The following is a 20,306-nucleotide window of genomic DNA, read 5'->3' as shown; positions in this document are numbered from 1 at the left end:
TTAAAATCTAATATACTATGTCAGAATTAACAAAAGATCTTTTACGCGGAGGGCAGTTCCTAGTAAAAGAAACAAAATGTGAAGATATATTTACTCCTGAAGATTTTTCAGAAGAGCAAACAATGATGCGTGATGCGGTTAAAGAATTTAACGACCGTGAAATCATTCCTCATAAAGAACGTTTCGAAAAGAAAGATTATGCACTTACCGAAGAAACTATGCGTAAAGCTGGTGAATTAGGATTTTTAGGTGTGGCTGTTCCTGAAGCTTATGGCGGATTAGGAATGGGATTCGTTTCTACCATGTTAACATGTGATTACATTTCAAGTGGAACAGGATCTTTTAGTACAGCTTTTGGTGCGCACACAGGTATTGGTACCATGCCAATTACTTTATACGGTACTGAAGAGCAAAAGCAAAAATACGTTCCTGCTTTAGCAATGGGAGAGCGTTTTGGAGCTTACTGTTTAACAGAACCAGAAGCAGGATCGGATGCTAACTCAGGAAAAACTACTGCTGAGTTAACCGAAGACGGAAAACACTACAAAATTAACGGACAAAAAATGTGGATTTCGAATGCAGGTTTTGCTGAAATCTTCATCGTTTTTGCTCGTATCGAAGACGATAAAAACATTACTGGTTTTATCTTAGAATATGATAAAAACAATCCTAACGGAGTAACTTTAGGAGAAGAAGAACACAAATTAGGTATTCGTGCATCATCTACTCGTCAGGTATTTTTCAACGATACCTTAGTTCCTGTTGAAAACATGTTATCTGTTCGTGGTGGTGGATTCAAAATTGCCATGAATGCTTTAAACGTTGGTCGTATTAAGTTAGCTGCTGCTTGTTTAGATTCTCAAAGAAGAATTGTAACTCATGCTGTAAACTATGCAAACGAGCGTAAGCAATTTAAAACTCCTATTGCTGAGTTTGGAGCTATTAAAATGAAATTAGCTGAAATGGCTACTAACGCTTATGTTGGTGAGTCTGCATCATATAGAGCAGCTAAAAATATTGAAGACAGAATCGCTATTCGTGAATCTGAAGGAAACTCTCATCAAGAAGCAGAATTAAAAGGTGTTGAAGAATACGCTATTGAATGTTCTATCTTAAAAGTAGCAGTTTCAGAAGACGTACAAAATTGTGCTGATGAAGGAATCCAAATTTTTGGAGGTATGGGATTCTCTGAAGAAACTCCAATGGAGTCTGCTTGGAGAGATGCTCGTATTGCACGTATCTACGAAGGAACTAACGAAATTAACCGTTTATTATCGGTAGGAATGTTAGTTAAAAAAGCAATGAAAGGTCATGTAGATTTATTAAATCCTGCAATGGCAGTTCAAAACGAATTAATGGGAATTCCTTCTTTCGATACTCCAGATTATTCTGAATTATTCTCAGAAGAAAAAGAAATTCTTGCTAAACTTAAGAAAGTATTCTTAATGGTTGCAGGAGCTGCGTTACAAAAATTTGGACCTGAGTTAGAGCAACACCAACAGTTATTAACTGCTGCTTCAAATATTTTAATTGAAATATATATGGCAGAATCTGGAATTTTAAGAACTGAAAAGAACGCGAAGCGTTTTGGTGAAGATGCTCAAAAAGAACAGATTGCAATGGCTAAGTTATACTTATACAATGCTGTTGAAATTATTACCAAAAGTGCAAGAGAAGGAATTATTTCTTTCGCTGAAGGTGATGAGCAACGCATGATGTTAATGGGACTTAAGCGTTTTACAAAGTATGCAAACTACCCTAACGTAGTTGAATTACGTAATACAATCGCAGAAAAATTAAAAGCAGAAAATAAATACTGCTTCTAAACATATTAAAACTACCTAATGTTGCTAACAAGCATAGGTAGTTTTTTAAAACTTTCTTCAACTTTTATAGGTTTTAGAATTTAGTTGTTTGTTTAAAAGATCGTCAAATTAGGTTTTGGCGGTCTTTTTTTATACCCTCAAAAAACGTTATTAAACCTATACGCTACAATATCAACCTACTAAAAAATCAAGAATCTTAAGGTTTTCTTAAAACGTTTTTTCATATCTTTAATGGTATATTTATTGTTATTTAGAAGCAAAAAACATAAAATAGCATGATAAAACTTACCAATTCAGCACTACTAGTAATAGCATTTTTAGCCATCGTTAGCTGTAAAAACGAAGCAAAAAAAACAGACACACAAGAAACCAAAAAACAAGAAACTGTAGCTACAATTACTGATGTTACAGGAAACTACGTTTCTTCAGAATATGAAAAAAGAAACGAAGGGTACGATTGGGTTTCAGTTGCTGTAAGACCTGCCGCAAATAACAATATAAAAATTGCTGTTCGCTCACGAGCTGACAAGAAAAAACCTACTTGTACTTTTGACGCTCTTGCTGAAAAAACAAATGACAGCACATATACAACTGACATAAATGGTAAAACTGTAGTTTTTTCTTTTAAAAACAAACAAATTTCTATTGCAACGGCAAACAAAGAAGATAACGGTTTATTAAACTTTTACTGTTCAGGTGGAGGAAGTCTTGCAGGTTCTTATCATAAAATTGAAGGAAACCTTGACCAAACACAGATAGACAAAACCATTTTTAGAAAAAATGTAACCTTACAAGGAATTAGTTTTAGCATTGCTACTAAAAAAAATGGAATGGAAACTGAATTAACAGTTACTCCTTACGGATTAGAAATTGACAATTCAGCTGTTACTCAAACAATTGATGGTAACGTCGTAGATGCTGAAATTGAAGATTTAAACTCTGATGGTTCTCCAGAAATATTAATCTATACAAAATCTGACGGAAGTGGAAGCTACGGAAATGTAATAGGATTTTCAGTAAACAATAAAAAATCGATGAGTCAAATATACTTCCCTCCTATTACCGATAATAAAGAATTAAGTAAGGGATATATGGGGCACGATGAATTTACCATTATTGAAACAACCTTAGCGCAACGTTTTCCTATTTATAAAGAAGAAGATTCTAATGCTAACCCAACAGGAGGTACCAGACAAATTACATACAAATTGGTAGATGGTGAAGCATCAAGAAAATTTGTAGTAAAAAACTCAACTGAATTTAATACTAATAACTAAACTTACATAGTATGAAAAAACTATCATTTGTATTCGCAGTAATTCTATTAATTACAGTGTCTTGTGCTAAAAAAGATACTGCTGAACAATTATACGGAACCGCTTGGGAACTAGAATACATCTCTGGACCTAGAATTGCTTTTGAAGGATTGTTTCCTGATAAAAAGCCACAACTTACGTTTGATAAAGAAACAAAGAAAGCTACAGGAAATAATGGTTGTAACGGTTATGCTGCTGAATTTACGTTAGGAGAAGAAAATGCGATTTCTTTTGGAGAACCAGGACCAACAACTATGATGTACTGCGGACAAGGAGAACAAGAGTTTTTAAAAACCATTAAAAAAGTAAACAAGTATAGTTTTGACTTAGAAGGAAAACTAAACTTATTAATGGACGATGTAACCATGATGCGTTTTAAAAAAGTAACTACTGAAGAATAATTCACGATAGTTGTTACTTTAAACGAATTAATAACTTAGGGGAAACCTCATACTATACAGCCTTTTTTTTGGCTTGTTAGTATGAGGTTTATTTTTTACTACCAAAGGCAACGTCCGCTAATAAGTATACAGAGAATGTTGGGCTGAATCTATACAGATGTAAAAGTAGAGAGCATGCCGTGATATCAGCGACCCATGCCGTGGTGTCTTCGGAGCATGCCGTGATATTAGCGACCCATGCCGTGGTGTCTGCGGAGCATGCCGTGATATTAGCGACCCATGCCGCGGTGTCTGCGGAGCACGCCGTGATATCAGCGACCCATGCCGCGGTGTCTTCGGAGCACGCCGTGATATCAGCGACCCGTGCCGTGGTGTCTGCGGAGCATGCCGTGATATTAGCGACCCGTGCCGTGGTGTCTGCGGAGCATGCCGTAATATCAGCGACCCGTGCCGTGGTATCTTCGGAGCTTGCCGTGATATTAGCGACCCGTGCCGTGGTGTCTGCGGAGCATGCCGTAGTATCAGCGACCCATGCCGCGGTGTCTTCGGAGCACACCGTGATATTAACGACCCGTTTTATGGGAGTATTCAATAAAGTGTGTCAACTTGTTTAAAATTGCTTCTATTAATAAGAAAGAAAAGACAATCCGATTAGGCTTGGGGTGTCGTCTCGATAAAAAAGTTGCACTTTTTTATCTTATTTCTTTATATTTGAAAGTGTTAATAAAATTGCTAAAAGTTCCGCATATCTTACCGTAAAAGGAATATATAAGTAATTTTATTACGTATATAAACTAGTTGTGCATAATGCAAAAAACCGTGCTAAAATTGAACATTTGAACTAAAAAAGCCAACCGCACAAACAGCACATTTATTTTTTTCCAACCGCAAAAAGCCACCGCTGAAAAAAATAAAAGAGCTGTTTTTCGCCAACGCTCGAAAAAAATGATACATTAGGAAAATGCAAACCGAAGAAGAAATCCTAAAAATAAAAAAAGTGAAAAACACCGCAGTCAGAACTGTGGTTTTACGTCATCTTTTGAGCCAAGAAAAAGCCCAATCTTTAAAAGATATTGAAAACGCATTGGCATACATGGACAGAAGTTCGATTTTCAGAACACTCAAAACATTTGAGGAAAACAAAGTCATCCACAGCATTGAAGATGGTTCTGGAATGACCAAATATGCGGTTTGTGCCAAAGGCTGTAACTGCGACCCAAAGGATTTGCACTATCATTTTTATTGCACAAACTGCGATAAAACATTCTGCCTTTTTGATGTTCCTATTCCAAAAATTCAACTTCCCGAAAACTTTAAGTTACAACAAGCAAATATGGTCGTAAAAGGCTTGTGCGACAACTGCAACAAGTAATCTTTGCAATCGAGTTGCAGTAAATCCTAAATACATTTGCATTATTCTTTTAAACCAGAATAAGCAGATGAAAAACATATTTTTAAACACATTATTTCTATTCGTATCAATTATATCTTTCGCACAGACGAGCGATATTTCCATTTCTGTTAGCGATGCAGAAACCAACGAACCATTATTGGGTGCTACGGTCTATTTTGAAGAATTAGAAAAAGGAGCAGTAACAGATTTTGACGGAATTGCCACATTTACAGAAATCCCAAATGGAAACCATATTATAAAAATTTCATACATAGGCTTCAAAACCATAGAAACTACTATTGATGTTGGAACAAAAAAGGAGTTCGCTTTCAAGCTCGAATCTGGAGGTAATGAACTTGACGAAGTTGTCATACAATCTTCAAGAAGTACACGAACTGTTAGAAAAATTCCAACTCGAATTGAATTTATTGGAGCGGAAGAATTAGGCGAAAAAGCGGTAATGAACCCAACCAATATTTCAATGGTACTTCGGGAAAGTACAGGAATACAGATGCAACAAACTTCTTTAAGTAGTGCGAATACCAACATTAGAATTCAAGGTCTTGATGGACGTTACACACAACTTTTACGAGATGGATTTCCACTTTATGGCGGATTTTCAAGCGGTTTGAGTATTCTGCAAATTCCGCCATTGGACTTAAAACAATTTGAAATCATTAAAGGAAGTTCATCAACACTTTATGGTGGTGGAGCAATTGGAGGTTTGATAAATATGGTATCAAAAACACCTGACGAAGAGCCAACTTTGGATATTATGTTGACACAAACACAAGCATTAGGAAGTACAGCTAATGTATTTTATAGCAAACGAAATGAAAAATTTGGAGTTTCATTATACGGTTCAGGTCATTATCAAAAGGCTTACGACCCAGAAGATGATGGCTTTAGTAATTTACCACAAACAACATCTATTTCTTTCAACCCAAAATTCTTTTATTATCCATCAGAAAAAACAACATTTTGGTTTAGCTTAAACGGAACGTATGACGACAGAATTGGTGGCGACATCACAAAAATTGAAAGTGGCGCAAATGGCATCCATCAATATACCGAAGAAAATCTATCAAAAAGGTTGAGCAGTCAAGCGGTTTACGAAACTCAATTAGATTCGGTTAGTTCATTAAATATTAAAAACAGCATCTCATTCTTTGATAGAAAACTAACCATTCCCGATTTTGTTTTTGATGGTAAACAAACCAATACATTCACGGAAATAAACTATCAAAAGTCCGCCAATAAAACAGATTGGATTTTTGGTGCAAATCTCTATACTTCTGCTTTTGATGAAAATAATAATGTGACTTTGCAACGTGACCAAACAGACATAACATTCGGAGCATTTGTAAATAATATTTATGACATTTCGGATAATTGGATTTTGGAAACAGGATTACGAGCAGATTACAATACTGATTTTGGATTCTTTCCGCTTCCAAGAGTTTCATTGCTATACAAAAACGATAGTGGATTTTCGAGCAGAATTGGTGGTGGATTAGGTTACAAAATTCCAGATATTTTTACAGAAGAGGCGGAATTTATCAATTTTAGAAATGTACTTGGTATTGATAAATCTTCACTAAATGCGGAATGTTCTTATGGTGTAAATCTTGATTTCAACTATCAAACACGTTTATTTGAAACCGTTGGTTTTTCTATTAATCAACTGTTTTATGTAACTGCGATTAATGATGCATTACTGTTAAATTCAACTGATAATGGATTTTTCCAATTTGAGAATGCAACAGATGAAATTTTGAGCAAAGGTGCTGAAACAAACATCAAGTTTACCTATAAAGATTTTAGGTGGTTCCTAAATTATGCACTCATTGACACAAGGTTGAACTATTTAGCTGGCAATCCTCAAAAACCTTTGACAGCAAAACATAACGCAGGAAGTGTTTTGATGTACGAATCTGAAAAATGGCGAATCGGTTATGAAACGTTTTACACAGGAAAGCAATTTTTGTCTAATGGAACAGAAACAACCGACTTCATAACAATGGGTTTTGTGGCAATGCGAAATTTTAAATGGGGAACAACTTTTGTGAATTTTGAAAACTTTACCGATAGAAGACAAAGCAGGTTCTCGCCTTTGGTTTTGCCACCACACGACAATCCAGAATTTCCCGAAATATATGCACCAACAGACGGTTTTATATTTAGCGTTGGAGTAATTATCAAACCTTTTGGAAACGAAGATGACGACTAAAATGAACAAAACGATATTTGAAATCAGTAAGATGGATTGTCCTTCAGAGGAAAATCTAATCCGAATGAAACTGGACGGAATTCAAGAAATCAAAAATCTTGATTTTGACATTCCAAACCGAAAATTGACCGTTTTTCACGATGGTCATAACGACCAAATTGAAAAGTCAATTATCGAATTAAAATTAGGCGGAAAGAAAATCTCGACCGAAGAAACCAACGAAAAAGATTTTGTAGAAAACACCAACCAAAAAAAGCTACTTTGGATTGTACTGGCGATAAATTTTGTCTTTTTTATTATCGAAATGACAACAGGAATAATCTCAAAATCAATGGGACTTGTTGCCGACAGCCTGGATATGCTTGCCGACAGTTTCGTTTACGGAATTAGCTTGTTTGCAGTTGGCGGAACGTTGATTAAGAAAAAGCGGATTGCAAAACTTGCTGGATATTTTCAAATCACACTTGCGATTATTGGATTTGTGGAAGTTTTAAGAAGATTCTTTGGTGCTAAAAAACTTCCAAACTTTTCAACAATGATAATCGTTTCAGTTTTAGCACTTATCGCAAATGGCATTTGTCTTTATATTTTACAAAAGTCAAAGAGCAAAGAAGAAGCACATATGAAAGCAAGTATGATTTTTACTTCTAATGACATTATTATTAATTTAGGAGTAATAACAGCAGGAGTTTTAGTGCATTGGTTAAATTCTAACAAACCTGATTTGATTATCGGAACCATTGTTTTTGTTTTAGTAATTCAAGGAGCTTTTCGAATTTTAAAACTAAGTAAGTAAAGACAAGGCTACATTTATAGAGTTTAGTAGCTCTTTTTTTATCTCCAAAAATATCATATAAACTAGCCCTATTAATTCCTAAATGGCAAACCAAATCTTAAACAAAAGTTGCTGAATAGCCTTCGTTTCCAAAACAAATTCATTGCTTTGGTTAATACTTCTTCTTCATTAAATGATTTAACTCTTGGCATATAAAAAATGTGGAAGTGTAAATAACTTCCACAGAATTAGTTTATTTATTAAATTAAAAATGTTAAAACTCCGAACAGACTTGTCTGTTCTTTAAAATTCATATAACTTTGACAAAAATTAAGAGTATGAGTAGCCCTAGAGAACGTATATTAGAAACTGTAGCCCATTTATTTCATCAACAAGGTTATAACAGCACGGGTATTAACCAAGTTATTAAAGAAGCTAAAGTAGCCAAAGCAAGTTTTTATCAGCACTTTAAATCAAAAGATGCTTTGTGTGTCGACTTCTTAAACAATAGACACGAATTTTGGTTTAAAGAACTATTTAAGTTTACTTCAAAAAGTAAAAATTCAAAAGACACAATACTCCTTTCTTTTGATTTTGTAGCTCATATGAATACAAAAGAGGATTTCAGGGGGTGTAGTTTTTTGAATATTCTATCAGAAATATCAAAAGAGCAAGAAACTATACTCATAGTGATTCAATCTCATAAAAAAGAATTGAATAATTTTTTTCAGGAGTTAACAGATAACGAATTACTAGCTACCCATATTTACCTACTTTTTGAAAGTGCTATCATAGAAAGTCAACTCTTCAAATCAAATGAAATAGTATATAAATCAAAAAAAATAATACAAAACTTACTATAATTATTATGGAACAGAAACATCCACTCCCTCCTTTTACTCTTGAAACAGCTAAACAAAAAATTCAACTAGCAGAAGATGCTTGGAACTCTCAAAATCCTGAAAAAATTGCATTAGCTTACACTATTGATAGTGAATGGAGAAATAGAGACACCTTTGTTAACGGTAGAGAAGAAATTATTAACTTCTTGAGTAAAAAGTGGCAAAATGAGCTTAATTATAAACTAAAAAAAGAGTATTGGGCTCACAGTGAAAATAGAATTGCTGTACGCTTTGAATATGAATATCAGAACAAAGAAGGCAGATGGTTTAGAGCTTATGGTAATGAAAACTGGGAGTTTGACAATAACGGACAAATGAAAAAAAGATATGCCAGTATTAATGATCTTGAAATAGAGGAAACTGATAGGTATCTTTAATATCCTTAATTTTTTTAGCATAAAAATAACAGTGGCTCTGATAAATCATCAGAGTCACTTTTTGTATTTTTATAACTTGAATAAAAATTGGAAAAGTTAATTTAAAAAACTCCTATTCCTAAATCTTACTCGCTGTATTTTGCTCCTAAAAATTAAAATAATAACAATATCTCATAAATTAAAACTACGCTTAAAAAATTAAACAGCTTATGAAATCTTTATTTTTAAAATATAAAATTGCTTACACTACACTTGTCTTAGCTCTATTCCTTTTTTCCTCTTGTTCTAGTGACGATGAGACTCCTGATACTGGAAACGAGGTTTATATTAGCATACCTGATAAACATTTTGAGGCAATATTAGTAGAACAAAAGTTAGATAGTGATGGTAGTATTAATCAAAAAATATCAATAGAAGATGCAAAAAAAATTACTCGTTTAAACTTAAACTTAGATCGTAGTTTTGGTGAAACGAGTGACTTAACTGGTATTGAAGCTTTTTCAAACTTAACGTATTTATCTGCTGCTGGACAGAAGATTAAAGCTATTAACCTAATCTCTAACACAAAGTTAGATACCTTATATTTAAACGCAAACTACTTAACTACTATTGATCTTAGTAATAATCCTAATCTTCTTTTAGCAGATATTCATTCTAACGACCTTACCACTATTACAGGCATGGAAAAATCTGGTAAGCTTAAAATATTAAATTTATCTTTTAATAAATTAACTCATTTAAATATATCTAATAATTCTTTAGAAGAATTAACGGTAACTAACAATTTACTAACTTCATTTAAAACAGAAGACACCTCAAAATTAAAAAGTGTTGTATTAACAAGTAATAAAATTACTTCTATTAGTATTGATGACATTAGCCCTTTAGAAACATTTTTAGCTTCAGACAATCAAATAAATACTATTAATATTCATTCATTTATAAATTTAAAACATCTGTACATCACTAGTAATTTACTTACTAATTTAGATGTTAGTTCTAATTTGAAACTTGAAGATTTAAGAGTAGACAGAAATCCTGATTTAACTTGTATTAAAATTAATGCAGACCAAGCAATACCAACTGTTTATAAATCTGATAGTCAAAAATTAAGTGACACTTGCTTATAAATTACAAATGGTTAGAATAAAAGAGGTAACTTTATAAAAATGTAACACTTAGGAAAAAAATTCTACTTTTTTGTAGTTTTACAATATACTAACTCAAACTTTTATAAACATAGGTCTATGGAAACAGTTACTACTAGGACAAGTAATGCTTTTAGTGATCGTATTAAGCTACCTCTTAACTTTAATACCGCTAAAATGCTTGAAGAGGCTAAAGCTTTACAGCTAGATAATTTTGAATATTATGATGTAATTCCTTTACGGTCACCCGCACATTTAGTGGATACCTCATTACCTTTTCCGCCCCCTGCTGAAGATTATGCTGATGGTTCTTGGACAGATTGGCTAGATACTAATGCCTTAAAAAAGTCTCCGTATTTAACTAGTGTTATCGATTTTTTTAAAGAGAATACTACTGTTAATTTAGTTAGGTTACTTCGACTGGCTCCACACTCAACAGTTAAAGAACACACAGATCCTACCTTAGGTTTGGAGGTTGAAAAATCAGTAATACGACTTACTATTCCTATCTTAAATAATGAAAATGTAACTTTTTATTTGAATAACACTCCCGTACTCATGAAACCTGGGGAATGCTGGTATATGCGACTTACCGATCCTCATAAAGTTATTAATAATGGTGATGAGGAACGCATAAACCTTACTATTGATATGATTCCTAATGATTGGATTCGACAGCTTATTCGTGAAAGCGAAAAAAATTCTAAATAAAATAAAAAGGGTACGCTAATACGTACCCTTTTTTAATTTTATATACTTTATGTTTTATTCTAATGCTCCCAAGTAACGTTCAGCATCTAAAGCCGCCATACATCCTGTACCTGCGGCTGTTACAGCTTGACGATATTCTTTGTCTTGCACATCACCTGCAGCAAAAACTCCTGGTAAATTAGTTTTAGTAGATTTTCCTTTAGTAATTAAATAACCTGTTTCATCCATGTCTAAAACATCTTTAAACAATTCAGTATTTGGTTTGTGCCCAATTGCAATAAATACACCTGTTACTGGAATCTCCGTTTTTTCACCTGTTTCATTATTCACAGCACGAACTCCTTCAACAACATTCTCACCTAATACCTCATCAATTTCAGTGTTATACATAACAGTAATATTTTCTGTTTTGTTTACGCGGTGTTGCATTGCCTTTGAAGCACGCATATAATCTTTACGAACTAACATCGTAACTTTACTACAAATGTTAGCTAAATAGGTTGCTTCTTCTGCTGCGGTATCACCTGCTCCAACAACAACAACATCTTGTCCTTTATAAAAGAACCCATCACAAGTAGCACAAGCAGAAACTCCACCACCAATTAAACGTTGCTCACTTTCTAAACCTAAATATTTAGCAGTAGCTCCTGTAGAAATAATAACAGTTTGAGCTTCTATTTCTGTTGATTCATCGACAATTACTTTATGAATTCCTCCTTCTTCGTTAGAAAACTCTACTTTAGTTACCATTCCAAAACGTACATCTGTTCCAAAACGCTCTGCTTGACTTTTTAAATCTTCCATCATTGCTGTACCATCAGTACCTTTTGGATAACCTGGAAAATTATCAACTTCTGTAGTGGTTGTTAACTGTCCTCCCATTTGCATTCCTGTGTACATAACTGGTTTCATGTCTGCCCTTGCTGCATATATTGCTGCTGTGTAACCTGCTGGACCAGACCCAATAATCAAACATTTAATTTTTTCTGCCATTATCTTGAATTTTTTGAAGTTACAAATGTAATTTTTTTTTATTTCTAGTTATATCCTTTTAAATATATTTTAACTATTACCTTATAAGGTCAAATTATTTAATAATTGTTTCTTTTTTTTATTTGTAGTTCACTTTTTTTTTCTACATTTGCAGTCCCAATTAAAAACAGGGTGTAGTCTCTCGTTTTAATCGAGATAAACTACATTATGATTTTTACACTTTTCGGGGTGTAGCGTAGCCCGGTCATCGCGCCTGCTTTGGGAGCAGGAGGTCGCAGGTTCGAATCCTGCCACCCCGACTTAAAAGTCCTATGAATTATATAATTTATAGGACTTTTTTATTTTTTAGAATTACTTATTATTCCTTGCTCTTTTTCTACTTAAATTTGTATTACATTAGTTAGATTCTAACCTCATGAAAACCATCCCTGTAAGACATTTAAAAACTTCTCAAAAAGAACCTAACCTATCTGGTGATTTTATGATTAAAAATCTTCAGGAACTTCTTAATGGAAAAGATATGGTTCACGAGCTTCATAGACATGATTTTTTCTTCTTTTTAGTATTGAAAAAAGGCACTGGAAATCACGAAATAGATTTTGTTAATTATGATGTTACAGATCATACTATTTTTATAATCCGACCTGGTCAAGTGCACGAATTAGAACTAAGAAGTAATAGTGAGGGTTTTATGATTCAGTTTAATACTGATTTTTACTATCCTTTTAATAAAAGAATGAATTCTCTATTACAAAAAGTAAGCGCTTCAAATTATTATCAATTAGAGGAAGACCTTTTTTCAAAAATTAATTTTTTATTGACATCTATTTTTTCAGAATACAAGGATAAAACTGAAGCATATAAAGAAGTTATAAAATCTAATCTTCATATTTTTTTTATAGAATTACTGAGGCTAAGAAATACCAACAATAAAACTCCTAACACTAAAGATCTGTATATTCAAGAATCTCTTGATAAATTTTTACATTTATTAGAAACAAACATTACTAGTATAAAACAAGTTTCAAAATATGCTAGCATGTTAAATCTATCTAACTATCAATTAAACACTATAACAAAACAGACTTTAGGTAAAACAGCTTCAGAACTTATAAACGAGCAAATTATATTAGAATCCAAAAGATATCTTTTAGCATCTTCCAATCAAATAAACCAAATAGCATATCACTTAGGTTATGATGATGTTTCTTATTTTATTAGATTTTTTAAAAAACATACAGGTTATTCTCCTGATGCATATAGAAAAAAACTAAAATAAGTACAATACTACTTTACATTTATCCTATCATAAAATTTTAAACTCACTATACTTTTACATCATATAATTTAAATCAAAATATGATGAAAAAAAGCGATATAAAATATACAGCATTTTGGGATGAAAGATATCAAAACTTAGATTTTGCTTATGGTAAAGAGCCTAACTTATTTTTTAAAGAAGAACTTCAAAAATTAAAAATAGGAACTATTTTACTGCCTGCTGATGGGGAAGGTAGAAATGGTGTATATGCTTCCAAATTAGGATGGAATGTTACTGCAACCGATTTAAGTATTGAAGGAAAGAATAAGGCTCAAAAATTAGCCAACGAATCAGGTGTGCCTCTAAAATATATTGTAGGCGATATACAAGATCTTGAATTTCCAAGAGAGTCTTTTGATGTTATTGGTTTAATTTACGCACATTTTTCTGCTTGGAAAATTTCTAGTATTCATCAAAAATTGACTACACTTCTTAAACCTAATGGGCATATAATTTTTGAAGCTTTTAGTAAAAATCATCTAAATTATCAGAAAAACAATCCTAAAATAGGTGGTCCAAAAGATATAGATATGCTTTTTTCTGTAGAACAAATACAACAAGATTTTACTGGTTTTGAAATTCAATTTTTAGAAGAAAAAGAAGTCTTTTTGAATGAAGGAAATTCTCACAACGGTAAAGGAAGTGTGATTCGTTTTATAGGTAAAAAACTCTAGACAATGATGAAAAAATTACTAGCTACAGTATTTTTATTTGTAATTTTTAAGAGTTATGCCCAAAAAGTCGACCAGTTTAATTCATGGTGGTATTATTCTGGTAAGTACCAATTAACTAAAAAGTTTAATATTGAAACGTTATACTCTTGGAGTAGACATAATTTTGTTAAGGATTGGCAGCAATCAAAGTTAAGGATTGGCACAAGTTATGACTACTTAAAAAATCTAAGTTTTGGTGCTGGATATGAATGGGTAGTGCTCTTTCCTTATGGAGCACATCCCGTTCCTACAAAAAGAACTGAACATCGTATTTATGAGTACTTCACCATAAAAAATAAAATTAAAAAAGTTTCTGTCAATTATGGAATGCTACTAGAACAGCGTATTATGGAAGACAAAACAAGACATAGATTACGATTAATATTTGGTGCAAAAACACCAATCATACGATCTAAAGAGGGTAAAACAATAATAGGCTTGTCATTCTCTAATCAAGTATTTCTAGATGTTGATAGATACGCAAATAATAAAAATTTTAGTCAAAATAGAATTTATGGAGCTTTCGATATTCCCCTAGATGCTTCTTTTACATTAAGTTTAGGATACATGAATCAATACATAATTATAAAAGAAAACCGTATTGAAAACGACCATACTCTAATGATTAAACTTTCTCACAAAATTGATTTTAGAAAAAAACTCTAACATATTCTCTTATAATATAAATTATTATCTCTTAAATATCTCTTTTTAATGTTTTTTGAGATTGTTTTTTTTAACTAAGCAATACATACTTATATATAAAGATTTTATTATTTTAGTCATTAAAATAACACATAGCTTGAAACGCTTTAAAGCACATATTGCCCTTATTTTCTTAACAGTCTTTATTAGTGTTAAGCTGGTTGGATTACATGCTCTTACTCATGAAGATAGTACAGTGGAGGAATGTAGCAGTTGTGAATACGTTATAGTAGGTAATAAAACTCCTATTATTTGCCTTCAAACAATCACTATAAATTTCACTGCTGTAAATAAACCTATTTTTAATAGTGTTTTTTTTAAAATTACTATATACTTCAAAGACTTTATAAACTATTCTCTTTTTTCCAGACCCCCTCCTATTTATTAGTTCTTTATTAAAATACAGAATTAAACACTGGTAGTTTATCTTAAAATAAGATACTAAAAAACAAAACATTACTACATAATTAATATTTCTATTTTTTAGAGTTTATTAATTACTGTAGTAGTACTAGATATTAATAGAATTAGTTACTTAAAACTTACATATACATGATACAAACAAACAAGCTGACAAAAAAATATGGTGATTTTATTGCTGTAAATAATTTAGACTTACAGGTTAATGAAGGTGAAATCTTATGTTTACTTGGTGCCAACGGTGCTGGTAAATCTACAACAATTAACATGTTATTAAACTTTATTAATCCTACATCTGGAATTGCAAAAATTAATGGTTTGGAGGTTACTAAACATCCAATCAAAACTAAAAATTTCATTACTTATATTCCAGAAAATCTAATGCTATATGCTTCATTATCTGCTATAGAAAATTTAGATTATTTTTTAAAACTCTCTGGAAAAAAAATTGACAAGCCTGAACTTAGTTTATTTTTAGAAGAAGCAGGTTTACAAAAAGAAGCTCATAATAAATATGTCAATACATTTTCTAAAGGAATGCGACAAAAAGTTGGAATTGCTTTAGCAATTGCTAAAGAATCTAAAGTTCTACTTTTAGATGAACCTACATCGGGTTTAGATCCTAAATCTAGTAATGAATTCTCTGATCTTTTATTAAAAATGAAATCTGAAGGAGTTGCTATTTTAATGGCTACTCATGATTTGTTTCGTGCAAAAGATATTGCTACTCACATAGGCATTATGCGTAATGGCACACTACAAAGTACTAAAGCTTCTGATGAAATAACATTATCAGAGTTAGAGAAATTGTACTTAGATATTATGAATTTTAAAAATGTAATAGCTTAATTATGAAAACTATTATTTGTAAAGAACTTACTGAACTAAGGAGAGATGGACGCTTTGGGTTTTCTATAATCATAATACTTATACTCCTTTTAATTGCTGGTATTACTAGTTATAATCAATTTAAAACTATAAATAAACAATATAGTATTTCTAAAGAAAAGGAAAGGAGTATGTGGGATACGCAAGGAGATAAAAATCCTCACTCTGCTGCTCATTACGGCACATATGCTTTTAAACCTAAGTTTGCTTTATCATTATTTGATAATGGTGTGAATAAATATACAGGAAACTCTATTTTCTTAGAAGCTCATAAAAGAAATGAAGCTGCTTATAGTGAAGCTTCGGATCAAACAGAACTAGCAAGGTTTGGTACATTATCTCTCAACTTTGTACTGTTATATTTGATTCCTCTGCTTATATTATTAATGGGCTACAATACTTTTACTAAAGAAAAAGAATTAGATACACTACGTTTGTTAAAAAGTCAAGGTGTTTCACCTGTAAGACTAGCTTTAGGTAAATGGTTTTCTATCTTTATTCCAGTTTTCATATTAAATACAATAGTTTTTCTTGTTGTTGGCATATTCCTTTCTTCCAACAGTTTTATAGGTCTTTTTAGTTGGAACAATTTAAGTCTACTTTATACCTCTTACTTAGTTTATTATATGATTATTGTTACCATAACTATACTTATATCATCAATTAGTAAATCTTCAGGAATTTCTTTAGTTGTAAATATGTCTTTATGGATCCTGTTTTGCTTCATTACACCGAAAATAGCTACCAACTTAGCAAACGACTTTCATCCTTACCCAACGAAACAACAATTTCAAGCTAGCATTAAACAAGATAAAGAAAAAGGACTAGATGGTCATAATCCATGGAGTAAAGAGGCTCAAATTTTAAAAGAAAAAACATTAAAAGAGTACGGTGTAGATAGTATTCAGCAACTGCCTTTTAATTACGATGCTTACAGAATGCAAAAAGGAGAAGAACATGAAGCTAGAGTTTACAAAAAACATTATGGTTTTTTAAAAGAGGTTTTTGAAAATCAAAACACTACTTATCAAAAACTAGCCGTAATTTCTCCTTTTATACCTATTAGAATTCTTTCTATGGATATTGCCAATACTGGTTATATAACGCATTGGAACTTTACCGATGCAGCCGAAAGTTATAGGGTTAGTACTCAGAAGTTTTTAAATGATGATTTCAAAAACAATTCAAAAACAGGAGATTGGAGCTACAAAACCGAAGCTGATAAGTTTTCAAAACTACCCGAATTTAAATATCATCCTCCAAATTTATCTACTATCATTACCTGGAACTTTAAGAACTTTTTTATTCTTTTTATTTGGTTGCTTGTACCTTTTTATTTACTAATTACTTTCTCTAAAAAATTATAATTATGTTTTTCCAAACCATAAATTACGAATTGAAAATTTTATTTAGAAATGGATGGATTACACTTTTAACTGTAATACTTCTTTCTATTATAGGTTTTGCTACATATAATGGACAAAAAAAAGTAAAACAACGTACCGACGATATTATTAAAGTAAAACAAAACTTAGTAGAGAGTGATACTAAAATGCTAAAAAACATTCTTGATATTGAAAACGGTATAGACACAGGACTCCCTTATTGGATGCTCCCTAACAATCCTTCAACTGTTGGTACAAGACACCCTAGGGTTGTTACTATGGATGCTCAACCTCTATCTTTTATTGCTACAGGTCAAAGTGATTTATACACTCATTTTATGAAGCCAAGCATATTTGGCAATAATTTTGCACTAGATTATACTGAAATTGCTAACCCTGTCCAATTATTGTTTGGTACGTTTGATATTTCTTTTGTATTTATTTTCATACTACCATTATTAATCATTGCATTTACCTATAATATTTTATCCCGAGAAAAAGAACTAGGTACATTAAGGCTTATCGGATCTCAACCTTTAACAATTAGAAAGTGGTTGATTCAAAAATTAGGTTTTCGTTTTATTTTATTTGCTAGTATTTCTTTAGTTGTTTTTTTAGTTTGTATTTTAATTTTTACAAAAAATGCTCTTTTAAACTTTTCTCAATTATTTGCTACTATTATGTTATTAATTGCTTACGAAGCTTTTTGGTTTTCGCTGGCAGGTATTGTTAATTTAAAGATCAATAATTCTTCTAAAAATGCTTTATCTCTTATTGGTCTGTGGTTACTAATTGTTTTAGTTATTCCTGCAACTGCTAATCAAATTAGTACCTCTATATACCCTACACCTTCTCGCTTAAATATGATTAATGAGATTAGAGAAGCAAATAGAGAAATTGAGAAAAAACAAGATGAAATTTTAGATGGGTATTTACGAGATCATCCTGAGTTAGCTAATAAAGAAAATAAAAATTTTACTTTCTGGCATCGTTATTTTGCCTCACAAGATTTACTTGAACAACAACTTTCTCCTTTATTATTAAACTATAATAAGGCTTTAAAAAAACAACAACAGGTTGTTGATTATTTTAAATACACATCTCCAGCTATTCTCATGCAAGAAGCTTTAAATAAAATTGCTGGAACCTCAGCTAACGATTACGAAAATTATAAACAACAAGTAGTATCTTTCTCCAATAAATGGAGAGACCACATTGTTCCGCTTTTATTTAAAAACAAAAAATACACAATAGAAACCTATGAGAGTCGTCCTACTTTTATATTTAAACCTTTAGAACAGAAAACAACAAAAAACTTAATAGCTATTTTAATGTTGACTTCTGTAGTGATACTCACTGGTTTTCTTATTAAGAAAAAAACATCTTATTTTAGTTAGTCTTTTACCTTCCTAAAAAAGGGTATAGACTTCATTAGTATAAAAATTAAAAAACCTTGGAATGTTCCAAGGTTTTTTGGATAAACTAAATATTTTAATAATACTCCTATAATAAAAACAATATTAATTTGCAGGATCTAATTTATTAATTGCTGTAATCGTTCCTCCTTCTACTTCGATTCCCTGTGTAGCTTTTGCTGTTCTAGCATCTATATTGTAAACATAGCTCCCGTTTTTTGTTGTTATACCAATATAAACTATTCCTTCAGCTTTAGACACATAATGCCCTTTTGATGCAATACTTTCTATTTCTTCTTTTGTAGGAAGCCCAGTTACATCTGTTAATGTTTTAGCATATACATCTACAATAGCCAAATCTTTCCCAGAACTATATGTCCCTTTTGAAGCTGTATCGTGCAAGTTTACTAAGAATTTACCATTTCCTAAATATAAATGAGAAGTAACATATCTATTACCTGAAGCTTCTTCAATGTTATAATAAAAAGCTTGGTCAAATGCTGTTTCTCCTTTTTTTATTCTTGTTATTGCTGATGGTTTTGTAGATGTTATTTCTCCATTAGTTGTTGCTACAGAAGAAGAAAAAGCATATGTATCTCCTTTTTCATCTACAGACAAACCATTGTTAAAATAACGTCCAATATGACTAGTTCTATCGTCATGAATCGTTTTTACATACTCCATTTCTGGATAAGAATACACTGCAATATTGGCTTCGTTAGGGTAGTTCGTTCCAAATCTATCTGTAGAATTTCCTTTAATTGTAAAATAAGGCAAATACACATAATCACCTACTTGAGTTATCCAAGTAAAGAAAGCTAACTCACCATTTTCCTTATTTGCTAAGTCCTTAGTATTAATTTGTCCTTCGGCTACAAATTGTGATGTTCTGGTATCAAGACGGTACCAAGAAGCTATAGGGGAGTCAGAATTTCTTGATATTTTTATTAATAGTAAATCGTCTTTAACTGGCGCAAACGCTTGTACAGTTTCTGATTGGAAGTTAGATAACTTTTCTAATGCTCCTTTATCGTCTAACTGATAGGTTGTAACAGCTCCTGGGTTTCCTTGTCCGTATAATAAACTAAAAAACTTATTATTACTAGTTACATAATAACGATATGTTCCATCTTGCTCAATACCGTTTCCTACTGTGCTAATTTTTCCTTGGGTTAAATTATCTGTTGTAAGTATATAATCTGCAACTCCTTCTGATGCTTTTGGTGTCGCAGTTATTAAGTATTTTGCTCCTTTTTGAGGTGTTTCTCCCTGTTTTGGAGTATTATCATCACTACATGACGTAAAAATTGCCGCTGCAATAAATAAAGCTGAATAAAGGTTTTTGTACTTCATTTGTTTTAATTTATAATTGTTATTTAATTATCTT

Annotated in this window: 18 protein-coding genes and 1 tRNA gene; 17 read left to right on the top strand and 2 right to left on the bottom strand. The window is 31.7% G+C overall.

From position 1 onward, the window contains the following. Positions 1 to 17: 17 nt before the first annotated feature. From MHM83_RS12215 to MHM83_RS12170, 10 genes are all read left to right on the top strand, one after another. On the top strand, positions 18 to 1,826 hold the full coding sequence (locus MHM83_RS12215; protein ID WP_239180038.1) for an acyl-CoA dehydrogenase family protein: 1,809 nt from the start codon (positions 18 to 20) through the stop codon (positions 1,824 to 1,826). Positions 1,827 to 2,101: 275 nt separating this feature from the next. Continuing rightward, positions 2,102 to 3,103 carry a PliI family lysozyme inhibitor of I-type lysozyme gene (locus MHM83_RS12210; protein ID WP_239180036.1) on the top strand — a complete coding sequence of 334 codons (1,002 nt, stop codon included), beginning with the start codon at positions 2,102 to 2,104 and terminating at the stop codon, positions 3,101 to 3,103. 11 nt (positions 3,104 to 3,114) lie between these two features. Further along, a complete protein-coding gene (locus tag MHM83_RS12205; protein WP_239180034.1) occupies positions 3,115 to 3,543 on the top strand; it encodes an META domain-containing protein in 429 nt (142 codons plus the stop codon). A gap of 961 nt (positions 3,544 to 4,504) precedes the next feature. Continuing rightward, entirely contained in the window at positions 4,505 to 4,915 is a 411-nt protein-coding gene (locus MHM83_RS12200; protein ID WP_073184592.1) for a Fur family transcriptional regulator, read from the top strand. Between the two features lie 67 nt (positions 4,916 to 4,982). Beyond that, positions 4,983 to 7,166: a TonB-dependent receptor gene (locus MHM83_RS12195; protein ID WP_239180033.1), complete on the top strand. Its 2,184-nt coding sequence runs from the start codon at positions 4,983 to 4,985 to the stop codon at positions 7,164 to 7,166. A gap of 1 nt (position 7,167) precedes the next feature. Beyond that, positions 7,168 to 7,962 (top strand): cation transporter, encoded by a 795-nt coding sequence (locus MHM83_RS12190; protein WP_239180032.1) that lies wholly within the window; start codon positions 7,168 to 7,170, stop codon positions 7,960 to 7,962. Positions 7,963 to 8,279: 317 nt separating this feature from the next. Then, complete coding sequence (locus tag MHM83_RS12185; RefSeq protein ID WP_047790169.1) at positions 8,280 to 8,804, top strand: TetR/AcrR family transcriptional regulator; 525 nt, start codon at positions 8,280 to 8,282, stop codon at positions 8,802 to 8,804. Between the two features lie 5 nt (positions 8,805 to 8,809). Beyond that, positions 8,810 to 9,220 carry a nuclear transport factor 2 family protein gene (locus MHM83_RS12180; protein WP_159615420.1) on the top strand — a complete coding sequence of 137 codons (411 nt, stop codon included), beginning with the start codon at positions 8,810 to 8,812 and terminating at the stop codon, positions 9,218 to 9,220. 209 nt (positions 9,221 to 9,429) lie between these two features. Next, positions 9,430 to 10,350 carry a hypothetical protein gene (locus MHM83_RS12175; protein ID WP_239180031.1) on the top strand — a complete coding sequence of 307 codons (921 nt, stop codon included), beginning with the start codon at positions 9,430 to 9,432 and terminating at the stop codon, positions 10,348 to 10,350. Positions 10,351 to 10,467: 117 nt separating this feature from the next. Beyond that, a complete protein-coding gene (locus MHM83_RS12170) occupies positions 10,468 to 11,079 on the top strand; it encodes an aspartyl/asparaginyl beta-hydroxylase domain-containing protein (RefSeq protein WP_239180030.1) in 612 nt (203 codons plus the stop codon). 54 nt (positions 11,080 to 11,133) lie between these two features. On the opposite strand, the gene trxB is transcribed toward MHM83_RS12170, so the two are convergent. Next, positions 11,134 to 12,072: a thioredoxin-disulfide reductase gene (trxB, locus tag MHM83_RS12165; RefSeq protein ID WP_047790172.1), complete on the bottom strand. Its 939-nt coding sequence runs from the start codon at positions 12,070 to 12,072 to the stop codon at positions 11,134 to 11,136. 224 nt (positions 12,073 to 12,296) lie between these two features. On the opposite strand from trxB, the gene MHM83_RS12160 reads away from it, so the two are divergent. From MHM83_RS12160 to MHM83_RS12130, 7 genes are all read left to right on the top strand, one after another. Next, positions 12,297 to 12,371, top strand: a tRNA-Pro gene (locus MHM83_RS12160). Positions 12,372 to 12,487: 116 nt separating this feature from the next. Next, positions 12,488 to 13,351, top strand: a complete 864-nt coding sequence (locus tag MHM83_RS12155; protein ID WP_047790173.1) for an AraC family transcriptional regulator — start codon at positions 12,488 to 12,490, stop codon at positions 13,349 to 13,351. A gap of 80 nt (positions 13,352 to 13,431) precedes the next feature. Then, positions 13,432 to 14,067: a class I SAM-dependent methyltransferase gene (locus MHM83_RS12150; RefSeq protein WP_366844417.1), complete on the top strand. Its 636-nt coding sequence runs from the start codon at positions 13,432 to 13,434 to the stop codon at positions 14,065 to 14,067. Between the two features lie 3 nt (positions 14,068 to 14,070). Further along, positions 14,071 to 14,772, top strand: coding sequence for a DUF2490 domain-containing protein (locus tag MHM83_RS12145; RefSeq protein ID WP_047790175.1), 702 nt, complete (start codon positions 14,071 to 14,073; stop codon positions 14,770 to 14,772). A 591-nt stretch (positions 14,773 to 15,363) separates the two neighbouring features. After that, entirely contained in the window at positions 15,364 to 16,080 is a 717-nt protein-coding gene (locus MHM83_RS12140) for an ABC transporter ATP-binding protein (RefSeq protein ID WP_073184623.1), read from the top strand. Positions 16,081 to 16,082: 2 nt separating this feature from the next. Beyond that, on the top strand, positions 16,083 to 17,486 hold the full coding sequence (locus MHM83_RS12135) for a DUF3526 domain-containing protein (protein WP_239180029.1): 1,404 nt from the start codon (positions 16,083 to 16,085) through the stop codon (positions 17,484 to 17,486). A gap of 2 nt (positions 17,487 to 17,488) precedes the next feature. Further along, complete coding sequence (locus MHM83_RS12130; protein ID WP_239180028.1) at positions 17,489 to 18,901, top strand: DUF3526 domain-containing protein; 1,413 nt, start codon at positions 17,489 to 17,491, stop codon at positions 18,899 to 18,901. A 123-nt stretch (positions 18,902 to 19,024) separates the two neighbouring features. Here the strand turns inward: MHM83_RS12130 and MHM83_RS12125 are convergent, their stop codons facing one another. Then, a complete protein-coding gene (locus MHM83_RS12125) occupies positions 19,025 to 20,272 on the bottom strand; it encodes a DUF4374 domain-containing protein (RefSeq protein ID WP_047790180.1) in 1,248 nt (415 codons plus the stop codon). Between the last annotated feature and the right edge of the window lie 34 nt (positions 20,273 to 20,306).

Origin of the sequence: Tenacibaculum sp. Mcav3-52, assembly GCF_022347665.1 — a bacterium.
GTDB lineage: Bacteria > Bacteroidota > Bacteroidia > Flavobacteriales > Flavobacteriaceae > Polaribacter > Polaribacter mesophilus.
Note: the sequence above shows the minus strand (reverse complement) of the source record. Positions and strands in the feature narration are given on the sequence as shown.